The following is a 24,298-nucleotide window of genomic DNA, read 5'->3' as shown; positions in this document are numbered from 1 at the left end:
CAGGGATGCCGGGATTCGTTCGAGATTATTCCGCCACGGGCCCGCTCCACGAGGGGCGCGCTGCGACGACGTCCCGTCGGGGTTCGGGCGCGGCGGAGCTCACCGGACGATGGCCGTGACGGTGGGCAGGTGCGACAGCACCGCCTGACTCGTCGACCCGAGCAGGAACCGGGCCAGGAGTCCGCGTCCGTGACTGCCCACGACGAGCAGTCGGGCGGGGCGCGCCGTCCGCAGCAGGACGCCCGTGGGGTACCCGGACTCGACGACCGTGGACACCGCGAGATCGGGATAGTCCTGCCGGAGCCCCGCGAGCGAGATCGCCAGCTCCTCCGTCGTGAGGGACTGCATCCGATCGAGGTAGTCCTGCGGGTACTCGTCCAGTTCGAAGGGCACCGGCACCGGCGACCAGGTCATGACGGCGGTGAGGGCCTCGCCCGTCCGGTCCGCCTCGGCGGCCGCGAACGCCACGGCTTTCTCGGACGCCTCCGACCCGTCGACCCCGACGACGACGCCGGAACGGCCCGCGACGTCGTTCTCGGGGACGACGACGACGGGGCAGTGGGCTCCGGCGGTGATCCGCACCCCGCGCACCCCGCGCAGATGCGAACCGTCCCGAGCGAAGTCGCTGCCCAGCACGAGCAGGTCGGCGCGCTCGGACACCGCGATCAGCCGCGCCACGGGGTCTCCGCGCTCGATGAGGATCTCGGCATCCACCCCGGCGTTCCGAGCCTGCTCGGCCGCGTACTCGAGCAGGGCCGTGGCGCGGGTGAGCGCGCGTGCGACGAGCGTCTCCTCGCCGGCGACACCCCACGCCGAGCCCACGACGGACACCAGCAGAAGTCGCTCCCGTCGAGCGAGCGCGCGCTCGATCGCCCACTGGAGCGCGCTCCGCGCTCCCGCTGCGTCGGTGACTCCGACCGCGATCGTCCCGTTCATCATCAGCCTCCGTCCGAGCCGGGGATCGGCTCGTTCCGATCGTCCCGCCCGCGGAGCGAACGCCGCGGGACCTTCGACCCGCCGCCCGGGGACTCACCGGCGAAGACTCGGATCAGCACAGAATCCAAGGAGAGATCATGCGTGCAGCAGTCGTCGATCGGTTCGGTTCGCCCGCGGAGGTCGAGGAGCGGGCCATCCCCCGCCCGGGAGCCGGGCAGGTGCTCGTGCGGCTCGAGACCTGCGGGCTGTGTCACACCGACATCCACGCGATGAACGGGGACTGGCCCGTCAAGCCCGGCCTTCCACTCGTCCCGGGACACGAGGGAGTGGGGATCATCGAAGAGCTCGGCGCCGGCGTCACCGGCCGCACGGTCGGCCAGCGCGTCGCGATGCCGTGGCTCGGTCACGCGTGCGGTGAGTGCCGCTACTGCGTCGACGGGCGCGAGAACCTCTGCGAGAAGCAGTACAACAACGGCTACGGCGTGGACGGCGCGTACGCCGAGTACATGCTCGCCGACGCGCGCTTCGCCGTGCCCGTCCCGGACGGTGTCACGCCGCTCGACGCGGCGCCGCTGACCTGCGCCGGGGTCACCACGTACGCCGCCGTGAAGAACGCCCGGGTGACGCCGGGGGAGACCGTCGCGGTGTTCGGCGTCGGCGGGCTCGGGCATCTCGCCGTGCAGTACGCGCGTCTCGTGGGGGCGAAGGTCATCGCCGTCGACGTCACCGACGAGAAGCTGCGCCTGGCGAGCGAGCTCGGCGCCGACCATGTCGTCAACGCCCGCACCACCGACCCGGTCGAGGCGATCCGCCAGTACGGCGGGGCCGACGCCGTCATCGTGCTCGCGGTCGCGCCCACCGTGTTCCGGCAGGCGTTCGACTCGCTGAACCGGGGCGGTCGGCTCGTGCTCGTGTCGCTCCCGGCGGACGGCGAACTGACGATCCCCATCTTCGACACCGTGCTCAAGGGCATCAGCGTCATCGGTTCCATCGTCGGGACGCGTCAGGACCTCGCCGAAGTGTTCGCCCTGCACGCGCTCGGGCGTACGCGGGTCATCACCGAGACACGCGACCTGGCGGACGTGAACCGCTCGGTGGAGGAAGTGCTTGCGGGGTCGGTGCCGGCGCGCCTGGTCTTCGCGTACCACACGGCCGATCTGGTGCCGGTGGCCGAGGCAGTGGAGACCGTCTCCTAGAACGGTCTCTTTCGGGCCTGCCTCCCGAACGCCGGCCGGTTCCGCGGGACGCGGGGCGGGCCGGCGTTCGGTCGTTCAGTCCGGGGTTCCCGGGGGCAGCTCCGACCGGTCGACGACGTCCGCGTCGGTCTCGCCCGTGAGGCGCCACCAGCTCGGACCGGACTTATACCGGTCGTACGGCATCCACTCACCGCCGCGGAGGATGAAGTCGTGCCCGGCGGAGAAAGCGAAGTAGCGGGGCCCGAGACTCGTCGAGTGTCGCCAGTACTCCCGTGGTGCGGGCGTCTCGTCGGTCGCCGCGTGAGCCGCCTGGCCGTCGGGGTCAGGGGCGGTGTCGGGCGTTTCGCCGGTCGCCGGTCGATCCGCTTGCCGGTCGGGGCGAGGGCTGATGTCGGGCGTCTCGCCGGTCGCCGCGCGATCGGCCTGCCGGTCGGACCGAGGGGCGATGTGCGGAGGGGGAGGTTCTCCGCCGTCCCACCCCGCGTACCAGAACGCGCGTGAGGTCAGCGCGGCGACGGCGTCGTCCTCGAGCGAGGGAAGCAGGGCGCGGAGGCGGGATGCGAAACGGGAGCCGCCCTCGGGCGCGAGCTCGTCCACGCGGATCGTGTTCGCCGCGGTGACCGCGTACTCCACGGCGCGCGCCAGGTCGGAAGCGGGAACACCGTGCCGATGCGCGAGGTCCGCGACCGCCTGCGCGTCCGCGGCCGGGTGCGGGCCGCGCCCCCACCCGAGGTAGGCGACGACGGCCGCGGAGACCATGTCGCCGTTCACCGGTGCACTCATCTCATCGAGCCTAACGAGAGGCGTGATCTGCGTCCGGGGTGCCGGGGCGCGGGGCGCTCCCTGGCGCGTCCCGGTGGTGGCGCTCAGCCGAGCGTCACGACGCGGCCCTCCCACGGGCCGGGCCTCTGCCACGCCACCTCGTTGTCGACGTCGAGCAGCGCTCCGCAGTGCTCGCAGACCTCTGACCGATCGGATGCCACGCCACAGGCGCCGCAGATCACGGCGAACGTCGGGTCCTCGTTCTCGGACGGGCGGTGCTCGTGCGCCCAGGCCGCATACGCCTGCAGGATCGGCAGCGCATCGGTCGCGGCGCGCGTGGGGAGGTACTCGACGCGCGGGCGCGGTCCGGTCGTGTAGGCCCGCGTCTCGAGGAGTCCCGACGACACCATGCTCGACAGGCGCGACGACAGCACGTTGTCCGCGGCATCCATCCGACGCTTGAAGTCGTCGAAGCGGCGCGCGCCGGCGAGCGACTCGCGAAGGATCAACAGCACCCACGGGTCGCCGACGGCGTCGATCCCGCGCGCGATCGGGCAGACGTTCCCGCTCCAGTCGGACCGCAGGGGCATGGCATCCTCCTCTGACTTGCTTGAAGCAAGCATACGCGCTAGCGTTCCGGTACTTACTCCTTTGAAGAAAGTAAATGTCGTGAGCGAGACCACCGTTTCCGCCGCCCCTCCGCGTGCCGGCACGCCGTCCGGCCCGCCCGCCCGGTGGACGACGCGTGCCCGCTGGTACACGGCGTTGAACCTTCTCGGCTCCCTCGCCGTCGCGGCCGCCGCGGGCGCGGGCAGTCCGCTGTTCGTCTACGACCAAAGGCGGTGGGGCTTCGACGACGGGACGCTCACCGTGATGTTCTCCGTCTACGCGTTCACGCTGCTGGTCACGCTCCTGACGGCCGGGTCGTTGTCCGACCACGTCGGCCGCCGGCCCGTCATGATCGGGGCGTTGCTGCTGCTCCTCGTCGCGTGCGGCCTCCACCTGGCGGCGACATCGGCGGAGTGGGTCGTCGTGGCCCGCGCGGTGCAGGGGATCTCGACGGGCGCGGCGATCGGCACGTTCACCGCGATGGTGTCCGAAACCGTGCCGCCGCACGCGCGAGGTCGCATGACGCAGATCGCGGGGACGATCCCGATCGGTGGCCTCGCGCTGGGCGCGCTGTTCGGTGGCGTGGCCGTCGCCGTGGCCCCCGCTCCCTCACTCGCCGTGTTCGTGCCGATCGCGCTGCTCGTGGTGGTCGCCCTCGGTGCGGTCCTGCTCACGCCGGAGTCCTCGTCGAGGGTCGCGGGCGCGTGGCGCTCGCTCGTCCCGCGCGTCGCGGTTCCCCGTCGCGTCCGTCCGGAGTTCCTCCGCGGGGCCTGGCTCGTCTCCGCCGCGTGGATGAGCTCGGGCCTGTTCCTGGGGCTCATGCCGTCCCTCGCGCACCACACCCTCGGGCTCGACACCGTGGCCGCCTCGACGCTCGTGTTCCTCCAGCCCGCCGTCGCCGCCGTCACGGGACTCGCCGCGACCGGCCTCGCGCCACGGACCTCGGCGGTGGTGGGCGCGCTCGGGTGCGCGGTCGGCGGCATACTTCTGATCGTCGGCATCGGCGCCGCGTCGACCGGGATCGTGGTGGCCGCCGCGCTCGCCGCGGGCATCGGCAACGGCCTCGGCTTCGCGGCCGTGCTCCGACCCCTGAGCGCGGCCGCCCACACCCACGAACGCGGCGGTCTCATGGCCGCGATCTACGTCGTCGCCTACCTCAGCTACGGCGTGCCCGCGCTCGTCGCCGGTCAGTTCGCGACGGTGTTCGCGCTGCCCGCGACGGCGATCGGATACGCGGCGTTCCTGGCCGCGGTCGCCCTCGTCGCGCTGGCGTCGCGCGCGGGTGTCCGGACACCCGGCGCCGGCATCCCGGGCCCCGGCGCCGCGACACCCGGCAGCGGCGTTCCGGGCTCCGGCGCGGCGAGCCCCCGCGGTGGCGTTCCGGGCTCCGGTGCGGCGAGCCCCCGCGGTGGCGTTCCGGGCTCCGGTGCCTTCATCCCGACCCCCGCCCGCTCGGGCGGACTCGAACAAGAACCCGCCCGCTCGGGCGGACAGGAACCCGCCCGCTCGGGCGGACTCGAACAAGGAGAGAAGAAATGACGGAAATCTCGGATGCCGTCGTGCTCGTCACGGGCGCGAACGGCGGGCTGGGCACGGAGTTCGTGCGGCAGGCGCTCGCGGGCGGAGCGAAGAAGGTCTACGCGGCGACGCGCTCGCCGCGGGAGTGGGGCGACGCGCGCGTCGTGCCCCTTGTCCTCGACGTCACCGACGAGAGCGCGATCGAGCGGGCGGCGCGGGATGCCGCGGATGTCGACGTGCTCGTCAACAACGCCGGCATCCTGCGTCAGGGTGACCTGGTGACCGGCGACGTGGCGGACATCCGCGCTCAGCTGGAGACGAATCTGTTCGGCCCCCTCCTGCTGACCCGTGCGTTCGCGCCGCGCCTGGTCGCCGCGAAGGGTGCGGTGATCAACGTCGCGTCGGTGCTGTCCTGGCTGGCGTGGGGCAAGGGCTACAGCATTTCCAAGGCGGCCCTCTGGTCGGCGACCGAGGGGCTGCGCCTCGAACTGGAGCCGCAGGGTGTGCAGGTCGTGGGGGCGTACCTCGCCTTCACCGACACCCCGATGAACGACGGTCTGACCGACCAGCCGCTGAACGACCCCGCCGACGTCGTCGCGGCGATCTACGACGGGTTGCGCCGCGGGCACGGCGAGGTCCTCGCCGACGAGACGACGCGCGCGGTCCGCGCGGGCTTGTCGCGGGTCGCGAACGCGGCCTGACGGCGGCCAGCTCGGGGCATCGCTGCGCGTCTGCAGAAGTTCACCCGCGGCATGTTCCTCCGCGCAAAACCCCGATCAATCGTGGATTCTGCTGATGCGACGGTGCGGCCCCCCTCCTCCCCATCGGGTGGTGTGTCGGATCCGTCCCCATTCGGGTGGGTGGGGCGGGTTCGATGTCGGACCCCCTCGTTAGCATGCATACATGACCTTCGATCCGTCTCTGGCACCACCCGATGACGGGGCTTCTGCCCTGTCGTCGGTGCTGGTCGAGGTGCGCGGCGTGGATGCCGAAGTCGCCTCTGCCGAAGCGCGGCGGGTGCGGGCGTTGGCCCGCGCGGGACACCTCGCCCTGGACGCGTCGGCGGGGGTGCGGGCGTCGTCGAGGGCGGCGGAGATGGCGGTGCGGGAGGTCGCGTCCGAGATCGCGGCCGCGTCACACCTGTCGGATCGGAGCGTGCAGGCGCAGATCGGGCGGGCGATGACCCTCGCCGACGACTTCCCCGTGACCCTGGACGCGTGGGAGGCGGGGGTCCTGTCCCACGCGCACGTGCAGGTGATCGTGGATGCCGGCATCTCGCTGCCCCAGGATCGTCGCCACGAGTTCGATGTCCTCGCCGCCGCCACCGCTGACGGCCTGAGCCCCGGACGGGTGAAGACACGGTTGGCGGCGCTGGTCGAGTCCCTCCAGCCGACGACGCTCACCGAACGGCACCGGCGGGGACGGGAGACACGGTGCGTGCGGGTCGTGACCGGGGAGGACGGGATGTCCGACCTGATCGCGACACTCCCCACGGTGCTGGCGGTGGGGATCTACGACCGGCTCGTGCAGCAGAGTGCCGCGATCGTGGACCTGTGGAGGGATGCCGCGCGTGGCGGGCTGGGGTCTCCCGCGGGCTCCGCGGTCACCGTCGCCGCGTCCGGTGCGGAGGCCCGAGCCGCGGGCAGCGGCGGGTGCCCGGCAGACGCGGCCGCAGCGCACGGCAACACGGATACGCCCGCGCCCGGACCCGGACTGGCGCAGGCGCCCGATACTCGCACGGCCGATCAGGTGCGCGCCGACATCCTCGCCGACCTGCTGCTCACCGCTGCGCCGGAGGCCGACCCCACCCGCACCGACGACGGCCCCGGCATGCTCGGCGCGATCCGCGCGCGCATCCAGGTCGTCGTCCCGGCGTTGACGATGCTGCGGCCCGACTCGGAGAACTCCGATCCCGCCGACCTCGTCGGCCACGGACCCATCGACGCCGCCACCGCCCGCACCCTCGCCGAGACCACCCCCGTCCCCTGGGACCGGGTCATCACCCACCCCGTCACCGGGGAGGTACTCCGCACCGACACCTACCACCGCACCGCCGCGATCGACCGGCACCTCAGAGCCCGCGACCGCCACTGCCGCTGGCCCGGGTGCGTCGCCCCGGCCGTGCGCTGCGAAGTCGACCACACCTACGACCACGCCCTCGGCGGCCCCACCGACGTACGAAACCTCGCGCACCTGTGCCAGCGACACCACACCCAGAAACAATTCACCCGCTGGAAAGTGAGACAACTCCCCGCCGGAATCCTCGAATGGACCTCCCCCACCGGACGCGTCTACACCGACGAACCCCTCCCGTATACACCCGCGGTCCGATTCCTCCCCGACGACCCCGCCGGGCCACCGCCACCACCCCACCCGCCCGGAACCTGCAGCGCAGAGCCCGCACCGTTCTGAGGAATGCCCGCGCGGCGGGGCCCGGTGCGGGTGCGTGTGCGAGTGCGGGCGCGTGGGCGGCCGTGGCCATCGCCGCACGGCTCGCGGGCGCGGTTCACGCACATCGAGCGAGGGGAAACTCGCACCACCGTGGTCGGTCCTGGCCGAGCCATCGACCGTCGGTCCTGGTCGAGCCGGCGACTGTCCGTCCTCGCCGAGGGCACCGCGACTCGCGCAGCCTAGTCCCGACCGCTCTGCCACAGGGGGGTCATTCAGAATTGTCTCGATTCTCGCTAGCGTGAAGCCGTCGACGCGGTCTCTGCACGCCGCGACGAGAGAGGGGCAGCTCGTGGATTCGGAAGAACTGTCGGCACCGGCGGGAGTCGCCGCAGCCCTCGGGGTGAGCGATCGGCTCGACCACCACGAGCGGAAGCGTCTTCTGGCGAGCGAAGTCATCGCCGCACTCCTGGGCGCCGAGCCCCGCGATGTCAGGGTCGTCCGCGAGGCTCCCGCGCAGTTCGGCTATCACCCCCGCCTGCTCGCGACGGTGGCGGGTGAAGAGGTGCCCCTGTCCATCCACACGTGCAGCAGGGGTCCGGCGACCGTCGTCGCGGTCGCCGACACCGTCATCCCGCTCGGCGTCGACCTGCGCGCGGCGAACCCGACGGCGGCAGACCTCGAAGAGATGCGTCGGCACTCGCACCTCTTCCCGGATGCCGGCGCGGCGCAGCTGCTCGCCCACTGGACCCGCGTCACCGCCGTCCGTCACGCCGACGGCCGCGGATCCCGGGTTCAGCCCGAGCACATCCGCCTCGATGAGGACCTCTCCCGGGGATGGGTGCCGGACCGCCCGGTGCACTACTCTCTGGCCGACCTTTCGCGCGACCCGTGGACCGTGACCCTGGCATACGGGGTGGGGCCGCGATGACCGACGCGCTGTGGACCCAGAACGTCGATCCCCTCTCCAGCCTCTGGCTGTCGGCGCTCGTCGCCGCCATCCCGCTCGTGATCTTCCTGCTGTGCCTGGTCGTACTCAAGCTCACCGGGATCGTCTCCGCAGCCATCGCGGTCGTCGCCGAAGTCATCGTCGCGGCCCTGGTCTTCGGGATGCCCGCTCCCGCGATCGGCGGGTCGGCGCTGATCGGCCTGCTCACTGCCGTCTGGCCGATCGCCTACATCATCGTCATGGCCGTCTGGCTGTACCGGTTGGCGGTCGAGAGCGGGCGATTCGACGTCATCCGGGCCTCGATCTCGGGCATCTCCACCGACCAACGCATCCAGGTGCTGCTGATCACCTTCGCCTTCGGAGCGTTCCTCGAGGGGGCCGCGGGGTTCGGCGTCCCGATCGCGATCTGCGCGGCGCTGCTCGTGCAGCTGGGATTCCGCCCGGTCAAGGCGGCGATGCTGTCGCTCGTAGCCAACGTCGCGGCGGGGGCGTACGGCGCGATCGGCATCCCGGTGATCGTCGGTGCCCAGGTGGCGGGGATCGATGTCGCCGAGCTGTCGCGCACGATGGTCCTCCTTCTGCAGCCGCTGACGTTCCTCGTGCCGTTCCTCCTCGTCGTGATCCTCGACGGATGGCGCGGGCTGCGGGAGACGTGGCCGGCCGTCCTCCTCGTGAGCGTCGTGTTCAGCGGCATCCAGGCGGGAGTCCTGTGGTTCCTCGGACCCGAGCTGGCCGACCTCGGTGCGGGCCTCGGCGCGATGGTGGCGCTGTTCCTCTTCGGCCGCGTATGGCAACCCCGGCACGTCTTCCGCGAGGGGGGCACCGAGGCGCCCCCGGTCGAGCGGCACACGGCGCGCGAGGTGATCGTGGCGTGGAGTCCGTTCTACATCCTGACCGGCTTCATCCTCGTGTGGAGCCTGCCGTGGTTCAAGGCGCTCTTCGCCGCCGGCGGACCGCTGAGTGCGGCGGTGCTGAAGCTGCCGATTCCCGGCCTCACCGGCGAAGTCGCCACCGCCAGCGGCACGACCGTCGCGGTGACGTGGGATTTCACGCCCCTCAACGCCACCGGGACGGCGATCCTCCTCGCGGTGCTCGTGTCGTTCTTCACGACGCCGCGCCTGTCGGGCTCCGATCTGGGCCGCGAGCTCGCCGCCACGCTGCGCGAGCTCTGGCGGGCACTGGTGCTGATCGCCGCGATCCTGGTGCTGGCCAACATCGCGAACTACTCCGGAGGGTCGGCGAGCATCGGGAGCGCGCTGGCCGCGGTGGGTCCGCTGTTCCCGCTGTTCGCGCCGATCATCGGGTGGATCGGAGTGTTCCTCACCGGGTCGGTGGTCAACAACAACACCCTCTTCGGTCCCCTCCAGGTCGCGACGGCCGAGCGCATCGCCGTTCAGCCCGACCTCCTCATCGCCGCGAACACCGCCGGCGGCACCACGGCGAAGGTGGTGTCCCCGCAGTCGATCGCGATCGCGGCGGGAGCGGTCGGCCTGTCGGGGCGAGAGGGCGAGATCCTTCGGGCGTCCATCGGCTACAGCCTGGGGATGCTCGTGGTGATCAGCCTGTGGGCCTTCGTGCTCTCAGGGCTGTTCCCGGGGTGACGCCCACCCCGCCCCGTCCCGTTCCCCCCACGTCCATTCGGCGTCTCCTTCACGTCTGTACCCTCGGACCCGACACGCGCGGGAACGGGGGCTCTCATGACGACGTCCGCGCCGACACGGGTGTCCCGGCTGAGGACCCTCGGCATCGCAGGGCTCGTCCTGGCCGCCATCGGACTCGGCGGCGGCTTCGTGCTGGTCTTCGGCTGGTCGATCGATGAGACGCACTTCGATCGCCCGAGCGCGGAATTCGATGCCTTTGCTGCGGAGATCGCCGCGATGCCGGGCGTCGGGGCCGTCGAGAAGGAACGGTGGGTGGAGGCGCCCGCCTTCTGGAGCCCGGTGTCCTCCCTCCGGGTCACGGTCGAGCGCTCCGGGCTGCCGGCCGTCCTCGAGATCGCGTGCTCTTCGCGGAACGCCGACCCGATCGACTGGGGGCTCGTCGTGCAGACACCCGCGCGTGCCCAGGTGTGGGTGTTCGCCGACCGTACGGAATCCGGCTGCCCGGACTTCCGGCTCGACGTGGTGCCCACGGTGGATGCGGTGGACCGCCTCGCCCCGGGGCGCAGCATCCAGGCCGCCGTATGGGAGAACGGTCGCCTCTCGTTCTCGGACCTGCTCGACGGCCGCGCGGAGGTCTCGTCGATGATCCCGTTCGTCGCCGCGGCCGACGACCTGCGGGGGGCCGCCGGCGTCGAGGCCGACCGCGAGATCGAGATCAGCGGGCCGCAGCTGACCGCTGTACCTGCGCCGGGAGAATCAGCCGCGTACGCCGCGCTGCTGCGCACGATCGTCGACGAGTACGGCGTGACGGAATTCTGGGACGGTACCGGCGGAGGTACGCCGATCGACGGTGTCCCGAGAACCCAGATCAGAGGCGATCCTGCCTCCGCGGACGCCGTCGAGGCGGCTATCCGTGCCTCGGGCCTCCGTCTCGCGGACGCGCCCGTCGTGTTCCGAGAGGACTGATCCGACGGTTCGCAAGTGCCCCCTCTGGCGGGGAGCCGCTTGCCATGATGTGGGAATGGATGCCTCCACCGACGACGCCGCGGCGGTCGACACCGATCCCCCCGCCTCGCCCGTCGGTCCTGATGCGCGCCGCGCCCGCGCGCTCGTCGTCGGGGTCGTCGCCACCGTGCTCTTCGTCGCTCTGCGACTCGTCGTCGCCCTGTCGGATTCGGCACCCTTGCCGATCGACGCCGCGTGGGACGACATGATGTCGGCCATCGCCTCGCCCGTCGGCGTCATCGTCGCGTGGGTGCCGGCGATCGTGGGCGGCACGGTCGGCATGATCCTGATCGGGGTCGCGACGACCATCGTGTTCCTCGTGCGCCGCCGCCCCTGGGATGCGCTCAACGTCGGGGGAGCCATCGCCCTCGTCGTCGCAATCGGAGCTCCGATGGCCGCGGTGATCGCCCGGGCGAGGCCGGCCGACTCGCTCGCCGAGACGGTCGCGACGTCGTTCCCCTCGGGGCATACGGCCGTGGCCACCACGATCGCGGTGACGCTCGGGCTCATCCTCCGACGCCGCTGGGTGTGGGCGGTCGGCGCGACCTGGGTCGTGCTCATGATGTGGAGCCGGACCTACCTGCACGCCCACTGGCTGTCGGATGTGACGGCGGGGATGCTGGAGGGCGTGGCGGTCGCGACGCTGGTGTGGGCCGCCATCGAAGTGGCAAGAGAGCGCCGCGCGCAACGGGCTGCCACGGCGGCGGTCTGAGCGCTACGGTGCACGGATGACATCTGCCAGTGCCGCCGCAGACAAGGCGCAAGATTCGACCGCTTTCCGTGTCGCCGCCCGTGTGGGCTACGTCGTCCTCGGGCTGCTGCATCTTCTCATCGGCGTGATCGCGATCACCATCGCCACCGGCGGCGCGGGAGACAGCGCCGACCAGTCCGGGGCCCTCGGTCAGGTGGCCGCCGCACCCGCGGGGATGTTCCTCCTGTGGGTCATCGTCGTCGGCCTCGCCGCCCTGGCGATCTGGCAGATCAGCGAGGCGATCGTCGAGCGGAACCCGGATGCCAAGAAGCGCTGGGGATATCGGGCGAAGTACCTCGGCACGGCGGTGGCGTACGCCGCGATCGCCGGCACCGCGTACACGGTGGCGACGGGCGGCCAGGCCGACTCGTCGGGCCAGACGAAGAACTTCAGCGCCACGCTGCTCGCGTCGCCCGGCGGTGTCTTCCTCCTCGTCCTCGTCGGTGTGGCCGTCGCGGCGGTGGGCGTCGCATTCGTCGTCCGCGGCATCACGCGCGCGTTCCTCAAGAGCCTGTCGGTGCCGAGCGGCCCCGCGGGCCGAGGCATCCGTGTGTTCGGCACCGTCGGATACGTCGCGAAGGGTATTGCCGTGGGCGTGGCCGGCATCCTGTTCGTCGTCGCGGCGCTGACCCACGACCCGAATGCCGCCAGTGGTCTCGACGGTGCCCTGCGTTCCCTCGCCGGCCTGCCGTTCGGCCAGATCGTGCTCTGGCTCGTCGGTGCGGGTCTCGTGGTCTACGGACTGTTCTGCTTCGCCCGTTCGCGCTACGCCCGCATGTGACGCGCGGCGCTCGGCCGTGGGAGGGTTCGGGTATGCACGCTTCTCTCCCGGGCGGCGCGTTCGCGCCCACCGACGTCGATCCCCGCGCCGCCGACTGGAGTGCGCGGTGGGACCGCCTCTGGCCGGACGCCGAGCCGAGCGGTCCTTCGTTGCGGACGGTGCACCCCGACCGCTGGGTGCGTTTCCACACGCTCCCCGGTGCCGCCCGGGTCGCGCAGACGCCCGCCGATCGCGCCCGGGTCGCGCGCATCGTCGACGAGCTGTGCGACGCCGCGCGCGCGGCATCCGGTGACGGCCCGCTCCTCGTCGTCGGCGAGGACTGGGATGCCGCCGACGGTGCCGGCGGATGGACGCGGCACCTCCTGCCCGGGGCGCGCGCCTGGCGCGTCGCCGACGGGGAGGACGCTCCCGCCTACTTCTGGGTCGACGTCGACGTGGACCTCGAGCCGGTCCTCGCCGCGGTGATCGACGATCGCGCCGCCGTGCTGCTCACCGACGCGGGCATGCGTTGGGGCGTCGCCCCCTACGACGGCGGTGTCGACGTCTTCCTTCCGGATGCCGAGACCCGCGCGGCACTGGCGGAGCGATTCTCCGCGTGGCGCTCGCCGCGGCCCGACGGGCTGTGACGCGCGCGGATCACCCGCGCGGACGGGCTCCGGCGATGAGCAGCGACAGGCCGAGCTCGAACGCGCGCGTGGCGACCGGGTCGACCGGGTCGTAGCGCTCGAGCGTCGCATAGGCGGCGGCGAAGCGCGGCACCGTCTCCTCCTGCCCGGTGGGGTCGAACATGACGCTCGGTCCCGACATGTCGAGCACGCTGCCGAGGATGAAGGACTCGAAAGCCGTCAGCAGCGGCAGGATGTCGTCGCTCGTCCAGCCCACTCGCTCGGCGGCCCGTGCGAAGTCCTCGTACTGCGACATCAATGAGGGCGCGGACGACCGGTGCGACATCAGCAGCGGGATCGTCTTCGGATGCCGCCGGAAGGCATCGCGATAGGACCGTGCCCACAGCGCCAGCCCTTCTTCCCACTCCCGCTCGCGGAGGCCGGTCGAGTCGATACGCGCGGAGACGAGCGCGCGGACGTCCTCGATGAGGGCGGCCAGGTTCGGCACGTGGTTGTAGAGCGACGTCGGGTGCACGTTCAACCGGTCGGCGACGCGGCGGATGCTCGCGCCGTCGGGTCCGTCGCGATCGACCAGGGCGAGCGTCGCGCGCGCGATCGCCTCGCGGGAGAGCTTCGGATGCGACGGCCGGGGCACGACGGAGCCTTTCGGTCGGGGTCCGACAACGCTACGCGATAGGCCGTGTTTCGGCGGTGTATCGGTGCCGTGAAGAGTCGGCGAAACGGGCAACGGGGGATCGAACGAAACCGTAGCGTTCCTAAAACCTACGCTGTATGTTTCTTTCCAGCGTGGTCTCAAGGAGGTTTCCATGGCAGTCGTCGTGTTCCACGGTGGCGCGATCCGTGTCGATGGCGTAGGCCCGGACGTCGATCGGCTGGTCGTCGTCGACGGCGTGATCGCGCACCCCGATCACCCGATCCCCGCGGATGCCGCGACGATCGATCTCGACGGTGGACTGCTGCTCCCCGCCTTCCGCGACGGGCACGCCCACCCGCTGCTGGCGGGGCGTGAGCACAGCGGCCCCGTCCTGCGCGATGCCGGCTCGGTCGACGAGATCGTGAAGCGGGTGCGCGCCTGGAGCGCCGCGTCCGACGAGCCGTGGTTGATCGGGGGCAGCTACGACGCCACCCTCGCCGACGGCGGCGTCTTCGACGCGCGCTGGCTCGACGCGGCCGTATCCGATCGCCCGGTCGTGCTCCACGCGTGGGATTACCACACGGCCTGGGTCAACACCGCGGCTCTGGAAGCCGCGGGCGTGGATGCCGGTACCCCCGATCCCGCGCTCGGGCGCATCCTGCGCCGGGCCGACGGATCGCCGCGCGGCACCCTCGTCGAGCGACCCGCGATCGATCTCGTGCTCGATCGCGCCCCCCGCCCGAGCGTGGCCGCCGATGTCGAGGCGCTCGGCTGGGCCACGCGGCACCTTGCGGCGCAGGGCATCACGTGGGTGCAGGAGGCCTGGACGGAGGAGCACGACGTCCCGTCCTGGATCGCCGCAGCCCGCGCCGGCCGCCTGAACGTCGACGTCGACCTCGCCCTCCGCGCCGACCCGCGGCGGTGGCCGGGACAGCTCGAGCATCTGGATCGCATCGCCCGCGCCGTGCGGGACGAGCCCGGCCTGACGTGTCGCACGGTGAAGTTCTTCGTCGACGGCATCCTGGAGAATCACACCGCCCACCTGCTCGAGTGCTACCACGACGCCCAGACCCGGGGCGTCCCCAACTGGCAGCCGGGCCAGCTGGTCGATGCGGTCGCCGCGTGCGACGCCGCCGGGTTCGACGTCCACCTGCACGCGATCGGCGACGCGGCGGTCCGCGCCGCGATCGACGCGGCAGAACGGATCCGCGAGAGTCTGCGCCGCGGACGACGGCTGACCGTCGCGCACGCCCAGGTCATCGACCCGGCGGATCTGCCGCGCCTGGCCGAACTCGACGTGACCTTCTGCTTCCAACCGCAGTGGGCCATGCCCGACGCGGTGATGACCGACCTCACCCTTCCGCGCCTGGGACCCGGGCGCGAACGGCAGTACCGCATGCACTCGGCCCAGAAGGCCGGTGCCCGCCTCAGCTTCGGCAGCGACTGGCCCGTCACCTCGCCCGGAGTGCTCGCCGGGATCCGCACCGCCGTCACCCGCCAGGATGCCGACGGGCTCCCCATCGGCGGCTGGCAGCCCGACGAGCGACTCACCATCGCTGAGGCCCTCGACGCCGCCACCCTCGGCGTCGCCCACCAGGCCGGCGATCAGGACCACCGGGGGACCCTGCGCCCCGGAATGATCGCCGATCTCGTCTGGCTCGACCGGGACATCCGCCGCATCCCGGCGTCCCGGATCGCCGACGCGCGTGTCCGCGGCACCTGGCGCCGCGGCATCCCCACCTTCACCGCCGTCCCCGCGGCAACCGTTCTCTGACCCGAACAGGAACCCGATGTCCTCCTCCACCGACACCTCGCTGCGGCGAGTCATGGGAGTGCCCTCCCTCGTCATCTTCGGCCTGGCGTACATGGTGCCGCTCACCGTGTTCACCACCTACGGTCTCGTCGCGGTCACCACCGGCGGCCACGTGCCGACGGCCTACCTGGTGACGCTCGTGGCGATGCTCTTCACCGCATTCAGCTATGCCGCTCTCGTGAAGGCGTTCCCGCGCGCCGGCAGCGCGTACACCTACGCGCGACGGGCGTTCGGTGGCCACGTCGGCTTCCTCACCGGGTGGTCGTTGATGATCGACTACCTGCTGCTGCCGCTCATCAACTACGTGCTCATGGGCATTTACCTCAACGCCCAGCTCCCCGGCATCCCGCCCTGGGTGTTCGCTCTCGCGGGCGTGCTGCTGATCACGGGACTCAACATCGTCGGAATCACCGTCGTGCGAAACGCGAACCTCGTCCTGGTCGGCCTGCAGCTGGTGTTCGCGGCCGTGTTCGTGGTCTGCGCGATCGTGCACGTCGCGCAGAACCCCGGGGTGTCGCTGCTGCAGCCGCTCTACGACGCCGGGCTGACCTTCCCGGGCCTGCTGGCCGGCGCGGCGATGCTCGCGCTGTCGTTCCTCGGCTTCGACGCGATCTCGACCCTGTCGGAAGAGGCGCGCGACGCGCAGCGCACCGTCCCGCGCGCGATCATCCTCACGACGATCATCGGCGGGCTCATCTTCACCGTGATCGCCTACGTCTCGACGCTCGTCGTCCCGAACGTGGCCGACCTGACGAACCCGGATGCCGCGGCGAACCAGATCATGGAGGTCTCGGCGGGCCGCTGGCTCGAGGTGTTCTTCCTCGTCGCCTACATCGCCGGGTGCATCGCCGCCGCGCTGGCCTCCCAGGCCAGTGTCTCTCGCATCCTGTTCGCCATGGGACGCGACGGCGTCCTGCCGCGGTTCTTCGCCCGACTCAGCCGCCGATACCAGACGCCGATCGGCGCCGCCCTCTTCGTCGGTGTGGTGTCGCTGGCGGCCCTGTTCGCGGACCTGAACACCGTGGCATCCCTCATCAGCTTCGGGGCGCTCGCCGCGTTCTCGCTGGTGAACCTGTCGGTGATCAAGCACTTCCTGATCGACGAGAAGCGGCGCGGGGGAGCGGCGGTGTTCCGCTTCGGGGTGCTCCCCGCCCTCGGGTTCGCCCTGACCGCGTGGCTGTGGTTCAGCCTCTCGCCGCTGGCGCTCACGGTCGGTCTGGTGTGGATCGGCGTCGGCATCGTGTGGCTCGCGGTCCTCACGCGCGGCTTCCGTCGGCGCCCGCCCGAGGTCGAGTTCGACGACGAGGCCCCCGCCCCCGAGCGCGTTCTGGCCTGACACTCCGGCGCGGTGTCCCGTTCCCCGGGGCACCGCGCCACCCTAGTGTTTTCTTCGTCACCCGAAGACCCGGGGCGTCGTCGCCCCACCCCGTTCCGCGCCCCATGGAGCCCGTCATGACCGACACCCTGTTCGACTACTTCACGGCCGGCGAGCTGCCGACGCCGACCCTTCCCACCGACGAAGCCGTCGCGCTCCTGCGTGACGTGCACGGGCTCGACGCCGAACTCGGCAGCCTCGGCAGCCAGCAGGACCAGAACTTCCTCGTCCGTCCCCGAGGCGCGGGCGAGCCGCTGGGCGTGCTGAAGATCAGCAACCCCGTGTTCAGCGAGACCGAGATCGAGATGCAGGATGCCGCGGCCGCCGCGGTCGCGCGGGCGGAACCGGGGTTGCGCATCCCCGAGATCGTCGCCGGACCCCGCGGCCCGCTCACCGGCTGGTGGGAGACGAGTCAGGGTCGGCTGCACGCGCGGGTGATCTCGTTCGTCCCGGGCGCGACCCTCACCGGCTCGGGCTACCTCCCGCCCCGGACCGTCGAACGTCTCGGCGAGCTGGCCGCGGCCGTCAGCGTCGCGCTCGCGGGGGAGACGCATCCCGCGGCCGGCCGTGTGCTGCAGTGGGACCTGCAGCACGCGGAGCGCGTGATCGCCGAGATCGCCGCGACCGAACCGGATGCCGAGGTGCGCGACTACTGCGCCGCGGCGACGGCCGCCGCCCTGGCCGCGCTGCACCCCGTCGCCGCCGCCCTGCCGCGGCAGCTCGGTCACTTCGACGTGACCGATGACAACGTGCTGCGCCCGCACGGTGTGGGCACGCTCCCCGATGCCGTCATCGACTTCGGCGACGTCATCGAGTCGTGGGCGGTGGGTGAGATCGCGGTCACGGTGTCGTCGGTGCTGCACCACGACGGAGCCTCCTACGCCTCGACGTTGCCCGCGATCGCGGCGTTCGACCGGCGCCGTCCGCTGTCCGACGACGAGATCACGGCGCTGTGGCCGCTCGTCGTGCTGCGTGGGGTGGTGCTCGTCCTCAGCGGCCGCCAGCAGGTGCGCCTCGACGACGCGAACGACTACGCCAGCGGCGCGCTCGACCGCGAGTTCGAGATCCTCCGCCGCGCGATCGCGGTCCCGGTCGAGGTCGCGACGGCCCGCATCCGCCACGCGCTGGGCCGCCCCTCCGCCGACGCCGCCGCATGGGAGTGTGCACCGATTCTTCCCGCCGGCATCCACCCCGTCGTGCTGGACGCCACGACCCTCTCGCCCCTGTCGGACGAGGGCGCGTGGCTCGACCCGGACGCCCTCGACGCCGCGGCGCAGCGCCTGCTGGACGACGGCGCCGACGCGGTCGTCCTCCCCGCGCTCGTCCCGACGCTGCTCGGGGCCCCGTCCCGGACTCCCGAGGAGCCGGCGACCGTGCCGACGGCCGCGTCCGTCTGGTTCGCCGCGCCGACACACCTCGAGCTGCCCGACGGTGCGCTCTCGGTGCGCGTGGGAGATGGCATCCCGAACTCTTCCGCGGAGGTTCCCGCGCGAACGCGCGTGCGGGTACTGCTCACCACGCTCGACCCCGCCGAGATCCCGGATGCCGTGCGCCCCAGCGACCTGCCCGGGTGGCGCGCCGTGATCGGCGACGCGACCCCCGCGCTCGGCGTCACCGCGCCGGAGGCCGCAGCCGACGACCTCCTCGCACGCCGTGAGGCCGTCGTCGCCGAGGTGCAGGAGCACTACTACGCCCGACCGCCGCGGATCGAGCGCGGTTGGCGCGAGTATCTCGTCGGCGTCGACGGACGCGTGTACCTCGACATGGTCAACAACGTCGCCTCCGTGGGGCACGCGCACCCGCGAATCCACGCCGCCGTCTCGCGTCAGACGCGGCTGCTGAACACCAATTCGCGGTTCCACTACGCCGCGATCACCGAGTACGGCGAGCGCCTTGCGGCGACCCTCCCGGACGAGCTCGACACGGTGTTCTTCGTCAACTCCGGGTCGGAGGCTGTGGACCTCGCGATCCGTCTCGGCATGGCGGCCACCGGCCGGACGGACGTCGTGGCGATGGCCGAGGCGTACCACGGCTGGACCTACGCCAGTGACGCCGTGTCGACCTCGATCGCCGACAACCCCTACGCGCTCGAGACCCGCCCCGACTGGGTGCACACGGTCGAGGCCGCGAACTCGTACCGGGGCCGTCATCGCGGGCCGGATGCCGCGCGCTACGCGCCCGAAGCGGTCGAACGCATCCGCGCGCTCGCCGCCGACGGCCACGCCCCCGCGGCGTTCCTCAGCGAGACCTTCTACGGCAACGCCGGCGGCGTGGCCCTCCCCGACGGCTACCTGCGCGAGGTCTACGCCGCCGTCCGCGACCTCGGCGGACTCGCGATCGCCGACGAGGTGCAGGTCGGTTTCGGTCGCCTGGGGTCGTGGTTCTGGGGCTTCCGACAGCAGGGCGTCGTGCCCGATATCGTCGCGGTCGCGAAGTCGATCGGTGCGGGCTTCCCGCTCGGCGCGGTCATCACCCGCCGCGAGATCGCGGACCGCTACCGCACGCAGGGCTACTTCTTCTCCTCGACGGGAGGTTCCCCGCTGTCGTCGGTCGTCGGCACGACCGTGCTCGACATCATCGAGGACGAGGGGCTGCAGGAGAACGCCCGCGTCGTCGGCGGACACCTCAAGGCCCGTCTCGAGGAGCTGGGGAAGCGGCATCCGTTGGTCGGGACGGTGCACGGGGCGGGGCTGTACCTCGGCCTCGAGTTCGTGCGGGACCGCGACACCCTCCAGCCCGCCACCGAGGAGACCGCCGCGATCTGCGACCGCCTTCTCGAACTCGGCGTCGTCATGCAGCCCACCGGTGATCACCAGAACGTGCTGAAGATCAAGCCGCCGCTGTGCGTCTCGCGGGAGTCGGTCGACTACTTCGCCGACATGCTCGACCGGGTGCTGTCGACCGGATTCTGATCCCGCAAGCCCTCGGCGCCGCACAGCTCGGAGGAGTACACCGGAGACAGCCGCTTTCCACCCGAGAGGAACCGCCATGCGTGGAGTCATCATGCACGCCGCCGGAGACGTGCGCGTCGAAGACCGCGACGACCCCATCATCCAGGAGCCGACGGATGCCGTCATCCGGCTCGCCGCGTCGTGCATCTGCGGCTCCGACCTGTGGCCGTACCGCGGGGCGGACGATGTGGATGCCACGCCGATGGGGCACGAGTACGTCGGCGTGGTCACCGAGATCGGCGACGCGGTGAAGAACGTGAAGGTGGGCGACTTCGTCGTGGGCTCGTTCATGGCCTCGGACAACACCTGCGAGATCTGCCAGGCGGGCTACCAGTCGCGGTGCGTGCACGTGGTTCCGATGGGACGCGTCGGAACCCAGGCCGAGTTCGCCCGCATCCCGCTCGCCGACGGCACGCTCGTGGCGACCCCCGGGCAGCCCGACGCCGACCTGATCCCCTCCCTCCTCGCCGCGAGCGACGTGCTCGGCACCGGCTGGTTCGCCGCGGTCGCCGCCGAGGTGGGTCCGGGGAAGACCGTCGCGGTGGTGGGTGACGGGGCCGTGGGGCTGCTCGGCATCCTGGCCGCGAAGCAGCTCGGTGCGGAGCGCATCATCGCCATGTCGCGGCACGCCGACCGGCAGGAGCTCGCGCGTCGTTTCGGGGCCACCGACATCGTCGAGGAGCGCGGCGACGAGGGCATCGCGAAGGTCAAGGAGCTCACGCACGGGCTCGGCGCGCACTCGGTCATCGAGGCCGTCGGCACGCAGCAGTCGATGGAGCAGGCGGTGCGCTCGACGCGCCCCGGCGGGCACATCGGGTTCGTCGGCGTCTCGCACGACGTCACGCTCGAGGGGCAGGAGCTGTTCCGCTCCGCCGTGCACCTCCACGGCGGACCCGCTCCGGTGCGCCGCTTCCTCCCCGAGCTGATCCAGCTCATCTGGGACCGCGAGATCGACCCGGGCGCGGTCTTCGACCTCACCCTCCCGCTCGAGGAGGCCGCGGAGGGTTACCGCGCGATGGACGAACGCCGCGCGACGAAGGTCCTCCTCACGATCTGAGCCGCGACCGTCAGGGCGTGAGCACCGTCACGCCGGCCTCCTCCAGCGCGGCGGCGAGCGCCGCCGACGGGGGAGCGTCGGTGATGAGGTAGTCGGCCTTCTCCAGGGCGGCGACCTGGGCGAAGAGGCGTCGATCGAGTTTTGTCGAGTCGGCGAGGATCGCGGTGCGGTCGGCGCGTTGGATCATCTCGCTCATCATCGTCGCGTCGCCGAGATTGCTGGTCGAGAAGCCCGAGGCATCCACTGCTCCGACCGCGATGAGGGCGTAGTCGCAGCGGATCTCCACGTCGGCGCTGCTCGACGCGGCCGCCAGCGTCACCGGACCGGTCGTGGCCTGGGTGATCGTCCGGACGGCGCCGCCGAAGATGAACAGATCGCGGAAGACGCTGGGGGAGATCTCCGCGGGGATCCGCAGATTGTTCGTGGCGATCGTGAGGTTGCGGTGGTTGCGGAGCGCCCGGGCCACGGCCAGCGTCGTGGTGCCGGCGTTGAGCATCACGACCGAGCCGTCTTCGATGAGGTCCGCGGCGATCGTGGCGATCTTCTCCTTCTCGGCGGTCTGCATCTGCAGACGCACGTCGAGTCCGCGGTCGCGTCCGGGGACCGACATCGCGCTCACCGCGCCCCCGTGGGTACGTACGACGATGCCCTCGCGGTCCAGCTGATCCAGGTCACGACGGACGGTGTCGATCGAGACGCCGAAGTGCGAGGCCAGGTCGACGACCGTGACCTGGCCGGTTTCGGCGACGTAGGCGGCGAGTTCGGCTTTCCGCCCTGCCGGAAGCCGCTTCTTGGTCTGAGTGGTTGTGCCCTCCATGCCGTCATCTCTAGCACAGAGCGGCACACAGATCGACGTGTTTCTGCCGAATTCAGCATGAAACGGCACGATTTTGCGGCTCTCATGCGTAAAGGCCGCCGTTCCTTGCCGCAATAGTCACGAATCTGCATCGTGATCTTGACGCACGCCGCACATCCGCGCATACTCGTGCTGAAAGACGCAAGAAGGCGCATAACAGCGCGAATAACAGCAGATCTCAATGAGGAGAAACGATGGACAACAGCGGGCGCGGGCGTCGAAACGCCATCAAGCTCGTCGGTGCCGCCGCGGCGGCCACGACACTCCTGGCGATGGCGGGGTGCTCGTCCAGCTCGGCAGCCCCCGAAAGCGGCGGAGACGTGACGATCGAGTTCGCCCAGTGGTGGGAGCCCGAGCTGCCCGACGGACAGTTCCGCGCGCTCATGGACACCTTCGAGCAGGAGAACCCCGGCATCAAGGTCGACCTGGTCAGCGGCCCCTACGCCTCGACCAAGGAGCAGCTCTTCGCGGGTGCCGCCTCGGGCACCATGCCCGACGTCGTCGGTCTCGACGGCGCGTGGGTCAGCGACTTCGCGAAGCAGGGCGTGATCGCCGACCTGTCGAAGCTGATGAGCGACGCCGGTTTCGACGACAGCCAGCTCGCCAGCCAGATCCAGGTGGACGGCAGCACGTACATGATCCCGGTCGTCAACTTCGTGTACCCGATGTTCACGAACGACGCGATCCTCGCCCAGGCGGGCGTCAGCACGCCCCCCTCCACCCGCACCGAGTTCGCCGACGCAGCGAAGAAGATCAAGGCCCTCGGTGGGGATGCTTCGGGGTGGGTGCTCCCGCTGTCGCTCGAGGCGCCCAACGGCGTGCAGAACGACGTGATGTCCTGGGTGTGGGCCTCGGGCGGATCGATGCTGAAGGACGGACAGCCCGACCTGACCAACGCCGACGTCGCTTCGGCCACCGACTACATCCAGCAGCTCTGGAACGACGGGGTGATCGCGCCCGGATCGTTCACGATGAAGGAGCAGGACAAGGTCGAGGAGTTCACGAACGGTCGCGTCGGCATGATGATCGACTCGCTCGCGCACATCAACCTCATCCGCGAGTCGAACCCCGACCTGAAGTTCTCGATCTCGGCCATCCCGGCCGAGGACGGCTTCACCGGGGAACGCGGCATCCCCTACGCCTCGTGGGGCATCGGCGTCGCCGAGAACTCCGAGCACAAGGACGCCGCCTTCAAGCTGGTGCAGTTCCTGATGGGCAAGCACGTCAACTCCGAGCTGTCGACCATGGCTAAGGCGTTCCCCGGCAACACCCAGTCCGAGCCGACCTTCGTGCAGGACGACGAGCTGTTCAAGAAGGCGTTCGAGATCTACAAGGCCGGCTACCCGGCGAACGAGTTCACCGGACTGCCCGTCGCCGAGGAGCTCATGCGCCAGTTCGGCGAGCAGTTCCAGTCCGCCCTGGACGGCCAGCAGTCGATGAAGGACGCGCTGAAGAAGGCCCAGGACGAGTGGACGTCGAAGTTCTGATCCGACGCTGACAGGGAATGCCGCGCCGATGAACCCGGGCGGCGCGGCATCCCCGCCAGGAAGGCCGCACACCATGACCATGCGCACCCTCACTCCCCCCGATACCGAGCTGATCGTCACCGGGCGCCCCGCGTCCCGGCGGACGCGCCAGCTCCGCAAGGCCTCCGAGGCCTATGCCTTCCTGTCGCCGACGCTGATCCTGCTGTTCGTGCTGATGATCGTGCCGATCGTCATGGTCATCGGGTACTCGTTCCAGGACAACGTCATCACCAACAAGAACCCGCAGTTCGTCGGGCTCGACAACTACATCGCCGTCCTCACCGACACCGGGTTCTGGAAGGCCACCGGCAACACGCTCTTCTTCACCCTGACGAGCGTCGCCGCGCACCTCGTCCTCGGTCTCTCGTTCGCGCTGCTGCTGAACAGCCGCCTGATCGGCGCCGTCCCCCGGGCGATCTTCCGGGGCCTCTACGTGCTGCCGTGGCTGTTCACCGTCGCCGTCATCGCCGTGCTGTGGCGCATGCTCCTCGCCCCCAACGGCATCATGAACTTCCTCCTGAACACGAACATCGAGTGGCTCGCCTCCCCCCAGCTCGCCCTCGGCACGGTCACGTTCATCAACATCTGGGCCGGCTACCCCTTCTTCATGGTGAGCCTGCTCGCCGGGCTCCAGGGCATCCCCAGCGACCTCTACGAAGCCGCGACCGTCGACGGCGCGAGCCCGGTGCAGCGCTTCTGGAACGTCACCATCCCGCAGCTGCGGCCGATCATCGTCAGCCTCCTGCTCCTCGACCTGATCTGGACGTCGCAGCAGTTCGCGCTCATCTGGCTCACCACCGGCGGCGGCCCGATCGACGTGACCGAGATGCTCAGCACCTACACCTACAAGCTCGCGTTCGCCACGTACGACTTCTCCACGGCTGCCACCTCGGCGGTGCTCGTGCTGGCGATGTCCATGATCATCGCGGTCCTCTACGTCCGCCACCAGAAGGCGAGGGACTGA

At 71.0% G+C, this 24,298-nt stretch carries 21 protein-coding genes; 16 read left to right on the top strand and 5 right to left on the bottom strand.

Annotated elements, in window-relative coordinates; genetic code table 11:
- Window positions 1-99: 99 nt before the first annotated feature.
- On the bottom strand, window positions 100-936 hold the full coding sequence (locus tag CSIV_RS07385) for a universal stress protein (protein WP_077051346.1): 837 nt from the start codon (window positions 934-936) through the stop codon (window positions 100-102).
- Between the two features lie 137 nt (window positions 937-1,073).
- Here CSIV_RS07385 and adhP point away from each other — a divergent pair, with 137 nt between their 5' ends.
- Entirely contained in the window at window positions 1,074-2,132 is a 1,059-nt protein-coding gene (gene adhP / locus CSIV_RS07380; protein ID WP_077050775.1) for an alcohol dehydrogenase AdhP, read from the top strand.
- Between the two features lie 75 nt (window positions 2,133-2,207).
- Here the strand turns inward: adhP and CSIV_RS07375 are convergent, their stop codons facing one another.
- Window positions 2,208-2,915 (bottom strand): hypothetical protein, encoded by a 708-nt coding sequence (locus CSIV_RS07375; protein WP_077050774.1) that lies wholly within the window; start codon window positions 2,913-2,915, stop codon window positions 2,208-2,210.
- An 83-nt stretch (window positions 2,916-2,998) separates the two neighbouring features.
- Entirely contained in the window at window positions 2,999-3,484 is a 486-nt protein-coding gene (locus CSIV_RS07370; protein ID WP_077050773.1) for a winged helix-turn-helix transcriptional regulator, read from the bottom strand.
- Between the two features lie 79 nt (window positions 3,485-3,563).
- Between CSIV_RS07370 and CSIV_RS07365 the strand changes: the two genes are divergently transcribed.
- The 9 genes from CSIV_RS07365 to CSIV_RS07325 all read left to right on the top strand — a co-directional run bounded on the left by CSIV_RS07365 (window position 3,564) and on the right by CSIV_RS07325 (window position 13,122).
- Entirely contained in the window at window positions 3,564-5,042 is a 1,479-nt protein-coding gene (locus CSIV_RS07365; RefSeq protein WP_077050772.1) for an MFS transporter, read from the top strand.
- A complete protein-coding gene (locus CSIV_RS07360) occupies window positions 5,039-5,722 on the top strand; it encodes an SDR family oxidoreductase (RefSeq protein ID WP_077050771.1) in 684 nt (227 codons plus the stop codon). The genes CSIV_RS07365 and CSIV_RS07360 overlap by 4 nt, the downstream gene beginning before the upstream one ends.
- Window positions 5,723-5,924: 202 nt before the next feature.
- Window positions 5,925-7,433 carry an HNH endonuclease gene (locus CSIV_RS07355; protein WP_077050770.1) on the top strand — a complete coding sequence of 503 codons (1,509 nt, stop codon included), beginning with the start codon at window positions 5,925-5,927 and terminating at the stop codon, window positions 7,431-7,433.
- Window positions 7,434-7,761: 328 nt separating this feature from the next.
- Entirely contained in the window at window positions 7,762-8,340 is a 579-nt protein-coding gene (locus CSIV_RS07350) for a hypothetical protein (protein WP_077051345.1), read from the top strand.
- Window positions 8,341-8,348: 8 nt separating this feature from the next.
- Entirely contained in the window at window positions 8,349-9,959 is a 1,611-nt protein-coding gene (locus CSIV_RS07345) for an L-lactate permease (RefSeq protein WP_077051344.1), read from the top strand.
- Window positions 9,960-10,055: 96 nt separating this feature from the next.
- On the top strand, window positions 10,056-10,925 hold the full coding sequence (locus CSIV_RS07340; protein WP_077050769.1) for a hypothetical protein: 870 nt from the start codon (window positions 10,056-10,058) through the stop codon (window positions 10,923-10,925).
- A 55-nt stretch (window positions 10,926-10,980) separates the two neighbouring features.
- Complete coding sequence (locus tag CSIV_RS07335) at window positions 10,981-11,676, top strand: phosphatase PAP2 family protein (protein ID WP_077050768.1); 696 nt, start codon at window positions 10,981-10,983, stop codon at window positions 11,674-11,676.
- A gap of 16 nt (window positions 11,677-11,692) precedes the next feature.
- A complete protein-coding gene (locus CSIV_RS07330) occupies window positions 11,693-12,496 on the top strand; it encodes a DUF1206 domain-containing protein (protein ID WP_077050767.1) in 804 nt (267 codons plus the stop codon).
- 32 nt (window positions 12,497-12,528) lie between these two features.
- Window positions 12,529-13,122, top strand: coding sequence for a DUF3885 domain-containing protein (locus tag CSIV_RS07325; RefSeq protein WP_077050766.1), 594 nt, complete (start codon window positions 12,529-12,531; stop codon window positions 13,120-13,122).
- Window positions 13,123-13,132: 10 nt separating this feature from the next.
- On the opposite strand, the gene CSIV_RS07320 is transcribed toward CSIV_RS07325, so the two are convergent.
- Window positions 13,133-13,756: a TetR/AcrR family transcriptional regulator gene (locus CSIV_RS07320; protein WP_077050765.1), complete on the bottom strand. Its 624-nt coding sequence runs from the start codon at window positions 13,754-13,756 to the stop codon at window positions 13,133-13,135.
- Between the two features lie 172 nt (window positions 13,757-13,928).
- On the opposite strand from CSIV_RS07320, the gene CSIV_RS07315 reads away from it, so the two are divergent.
- From CSIV_RS07315 to CSIV_RS07300, 4 genes are all read left to right on the top strand, one after another.
- Window positions 13,929-15,530, top strand: coding sequence for an amidohydrolase (locus CSIV_RS07315; protein ID WP_077050764.1), 1,602 nt, complete (start codon window positions 13,929-13,931; stop codon window positions 15,528-15,530).
- Window positions 15,531-15,546: 16 nt separating this feature from the next.
- Window positions 15,547-16,905, top strand: coding sequence for an APC family permease (locus CSIV_RS07310; protein WP_077050763.1), 1,359 nt, complete (start codon window positions 15,547-15,549; stop codon window positions 16,903-16,905).
- A 116-nt stretch (window positions 16,906-17,021) separates the two neighbouring features.
- Window positions 17,022-19,856 (top strand): aminotransferase class III-fold pyridoxal phosphate-dependent enzyme, encoded by a 2,835-nt coding sequence (locus tag CSIV_RS07305; RefSeq protein ID WP_202401121.1) that lies wholly within the window; start codon window positions 17,022-17,024, stop codon window positions 19,854-19,856.
- 76 nt (window positions 19,857-19,932) lie between these two features.
- Complete coding sequence (locus CSIV_RS07300) at window positions 19,933-20,952, top strand: zinc-dependent alcohol dehydrogenase family protein (RefSeq protein WP_077050761.1); 1,020 nt, start codon at window positions 19,933-19,935, stop codon at window positions 20,950-20,952.
- Between the two features lie 10 nt (window positions 20,953-20,962).
- Here CSIV_RS07300 and CSIV_RS07295 read toward each other — a convergent pair whose 3' ends face one another.
- Window positions 20,963-21,769 (bottom strand): DeoR/GlpR family DNA-binding transcription regulator, encoded by an 807-nt coding sequence (locus CSIV_RS07295; protein WP_077050760.1) that lies wholly within the window; start codon window positions 21,767-21,769, stop codon window positions 20,963-20,965.
- A 233-nt stretch (window positions 21,770-22,002) separates the two neighbouring features.
- Between CSIV_RS07295 and CSIV_RS07290 the strand changes: the two genes are divergently transcribed.
- Together CSIV_RS07290 and CSIV_RS07285 are read left to right on the top strand one after the other, a co-directional pair.
- Complete coding sequence (locus CSIV_RS07290) at window positions 22,003-23,295, top strand: ABC transporter substrate-binding protein (protein WP_077050759.1); 1,293 nt, start codon at window positions 22,003-22,005, stop codon at window positions 23,293-23,295.
- Between the two features lie 73 nt (window positions 23,296-23,368).
- A complete protein-coding gene (locus CSIV_RS07285; protein ID WP_077050758.1) occupies window positions 23,369-24,298 on the top strand; it encodes a carbohydrate ABC transporter permease in 930 nt (309 codons plus the stop codon).

Origin of the sequence: Microbacterium sp. CSI-V (genome assembly GCF_001984105.1) — a bacterium.
GTDB lineage: Bacteria > Actinomycetota > Actinomycetes > Actinomycetales > Microbacteriaceae > Microbacterium.
The sequence above is the reverse complement of the archived record's forward strand: the minus strand, read 5'-3'. Positions and strand labels throughout refer to the sequence as shown.

Excerpts from the sequence above, each read along its gene's own strand:
- CSIV_RS07285 (WP_077050758.1), top strand. The coding sequence starts at position 23,369 with ATGACCATGCGCACCCTCACTCCCCCCGATACCGAGCTGATCGTCACC.
- CSIV_RS07295 (WP_077050760.1), bottom strand. The coding sequence starts at position 21,769 with ATGGAGGGCACAACCACTCAGACCAAGAAGCGGCTTCCGGCAGGGCGG.
- CSIV_RS07330 (WP_077050767.1), top strand. The coding sequence starts at position 11,693 with ATGACATCTGCCAGTGCCGCCGCAGACAAGGCGCAAGATTCGACCGCT.
- CSIV_RS07300 (WP_077050761.1), top strand. The coding sequence starts at position 19,933 with ATGCGTGGAGTCATCATGCACGCCGCCGGAGACGTGCGCGTCGAAGAC.
- CSIV_RS07325 (WP_077050766.1), top strand. The coding sequence starts at position 12,529 with ATGCACGCTTCTCTCCCGGGCGGCGCGTTCGCGCCCACCGACGTCGAT.
- CSIV_RS07340 (WP_077050769.1), top strand. The coding sequence starts at position 10,056 with ATGACGACGTCCGCGCCGACACGGGTGTCCCGGCTGAGGACCCTCGGC.
- CSIV_RS07305 (WP_202401121.1), top strand. The coding sequence starts at position 17,022 with ATGACCGACACCCTGTTCGACTACTTCACGGCCGGCGAGCTGCCGACG.
- adhP (WP_077050775.1), top strand. The coding sequence starts at position 1,074 with ATGCGTGCAGCAGTCGTCGATCGGTTCGGTTCGCCCGCGGAGGTCGAG.
- CSIV_RS07335 (WP_077050768.1), top strand. The coding sequence starts at position 10,981 with ATGGATGCCTCCACCGACGACGCCGCGGCGGTCGACACCGATCCCCCC.
- CSIV_RS07385 (WP_077051346.1), bottom strand. The coding sequence starts at position 936 with ATGAACGGGACGATCGCGGTCGGAGTCACCGACGCAGCGGGAGCGCGG.
- CSIV_RS07360 (WP_077050771.1), top strand. The coding sequence starts at position 5,039 with ATGACGGAAATCTCGGATGCCGTCGTGCTCGTCACGGGCGCGAACGGC.
- CSIV_RS07315 (WP_077050764.1), top strand. The coding sequence starts at position 13,929 with ATGGCAGTCGTCGTGTTCCACGGTGGCGCGATCCGTGTCGATGGCGTA.
- CSIV_RS07355 (WP_077050770.1), top strand. The coding sequence starts at position 5,925 with ATGACCTTCGATCCGTCTCTGGCACCACCCGATGACGGGGCTTCTGCC.
- CSIV_RS07310 (WP_077050763.1), top strand. The coding sequence starts at position 15,547 with ATGTCCTCCTCCACCGACACCTCGCTGCGGCGAGTCATGGGAGTGCCC.
- CSIV_RS07290 (WP_077050759.1), top strand. The coding sequence starts at position 22,003 with ATGGACAACAGCGGGCGCGGGCGTCGAAACGCCATCAAGCTCGTCGGT.
- CSIV_RS07375 (WP_077050774.1), bottom strand. The coding sequence starts at position 2,915 with ATGAGTGCACCGGTGAACGGCGACATGGTCTCCGCGGCCGTCGTCGCC.
- CSIV_RS07370 (WP_077050773.1), bottom strand. The coding sequence starts at position 3,484 with ATGCCCCTGCGGTCCGACTGGAGCGGGAACGTCTGCCCGATCGCGCGC.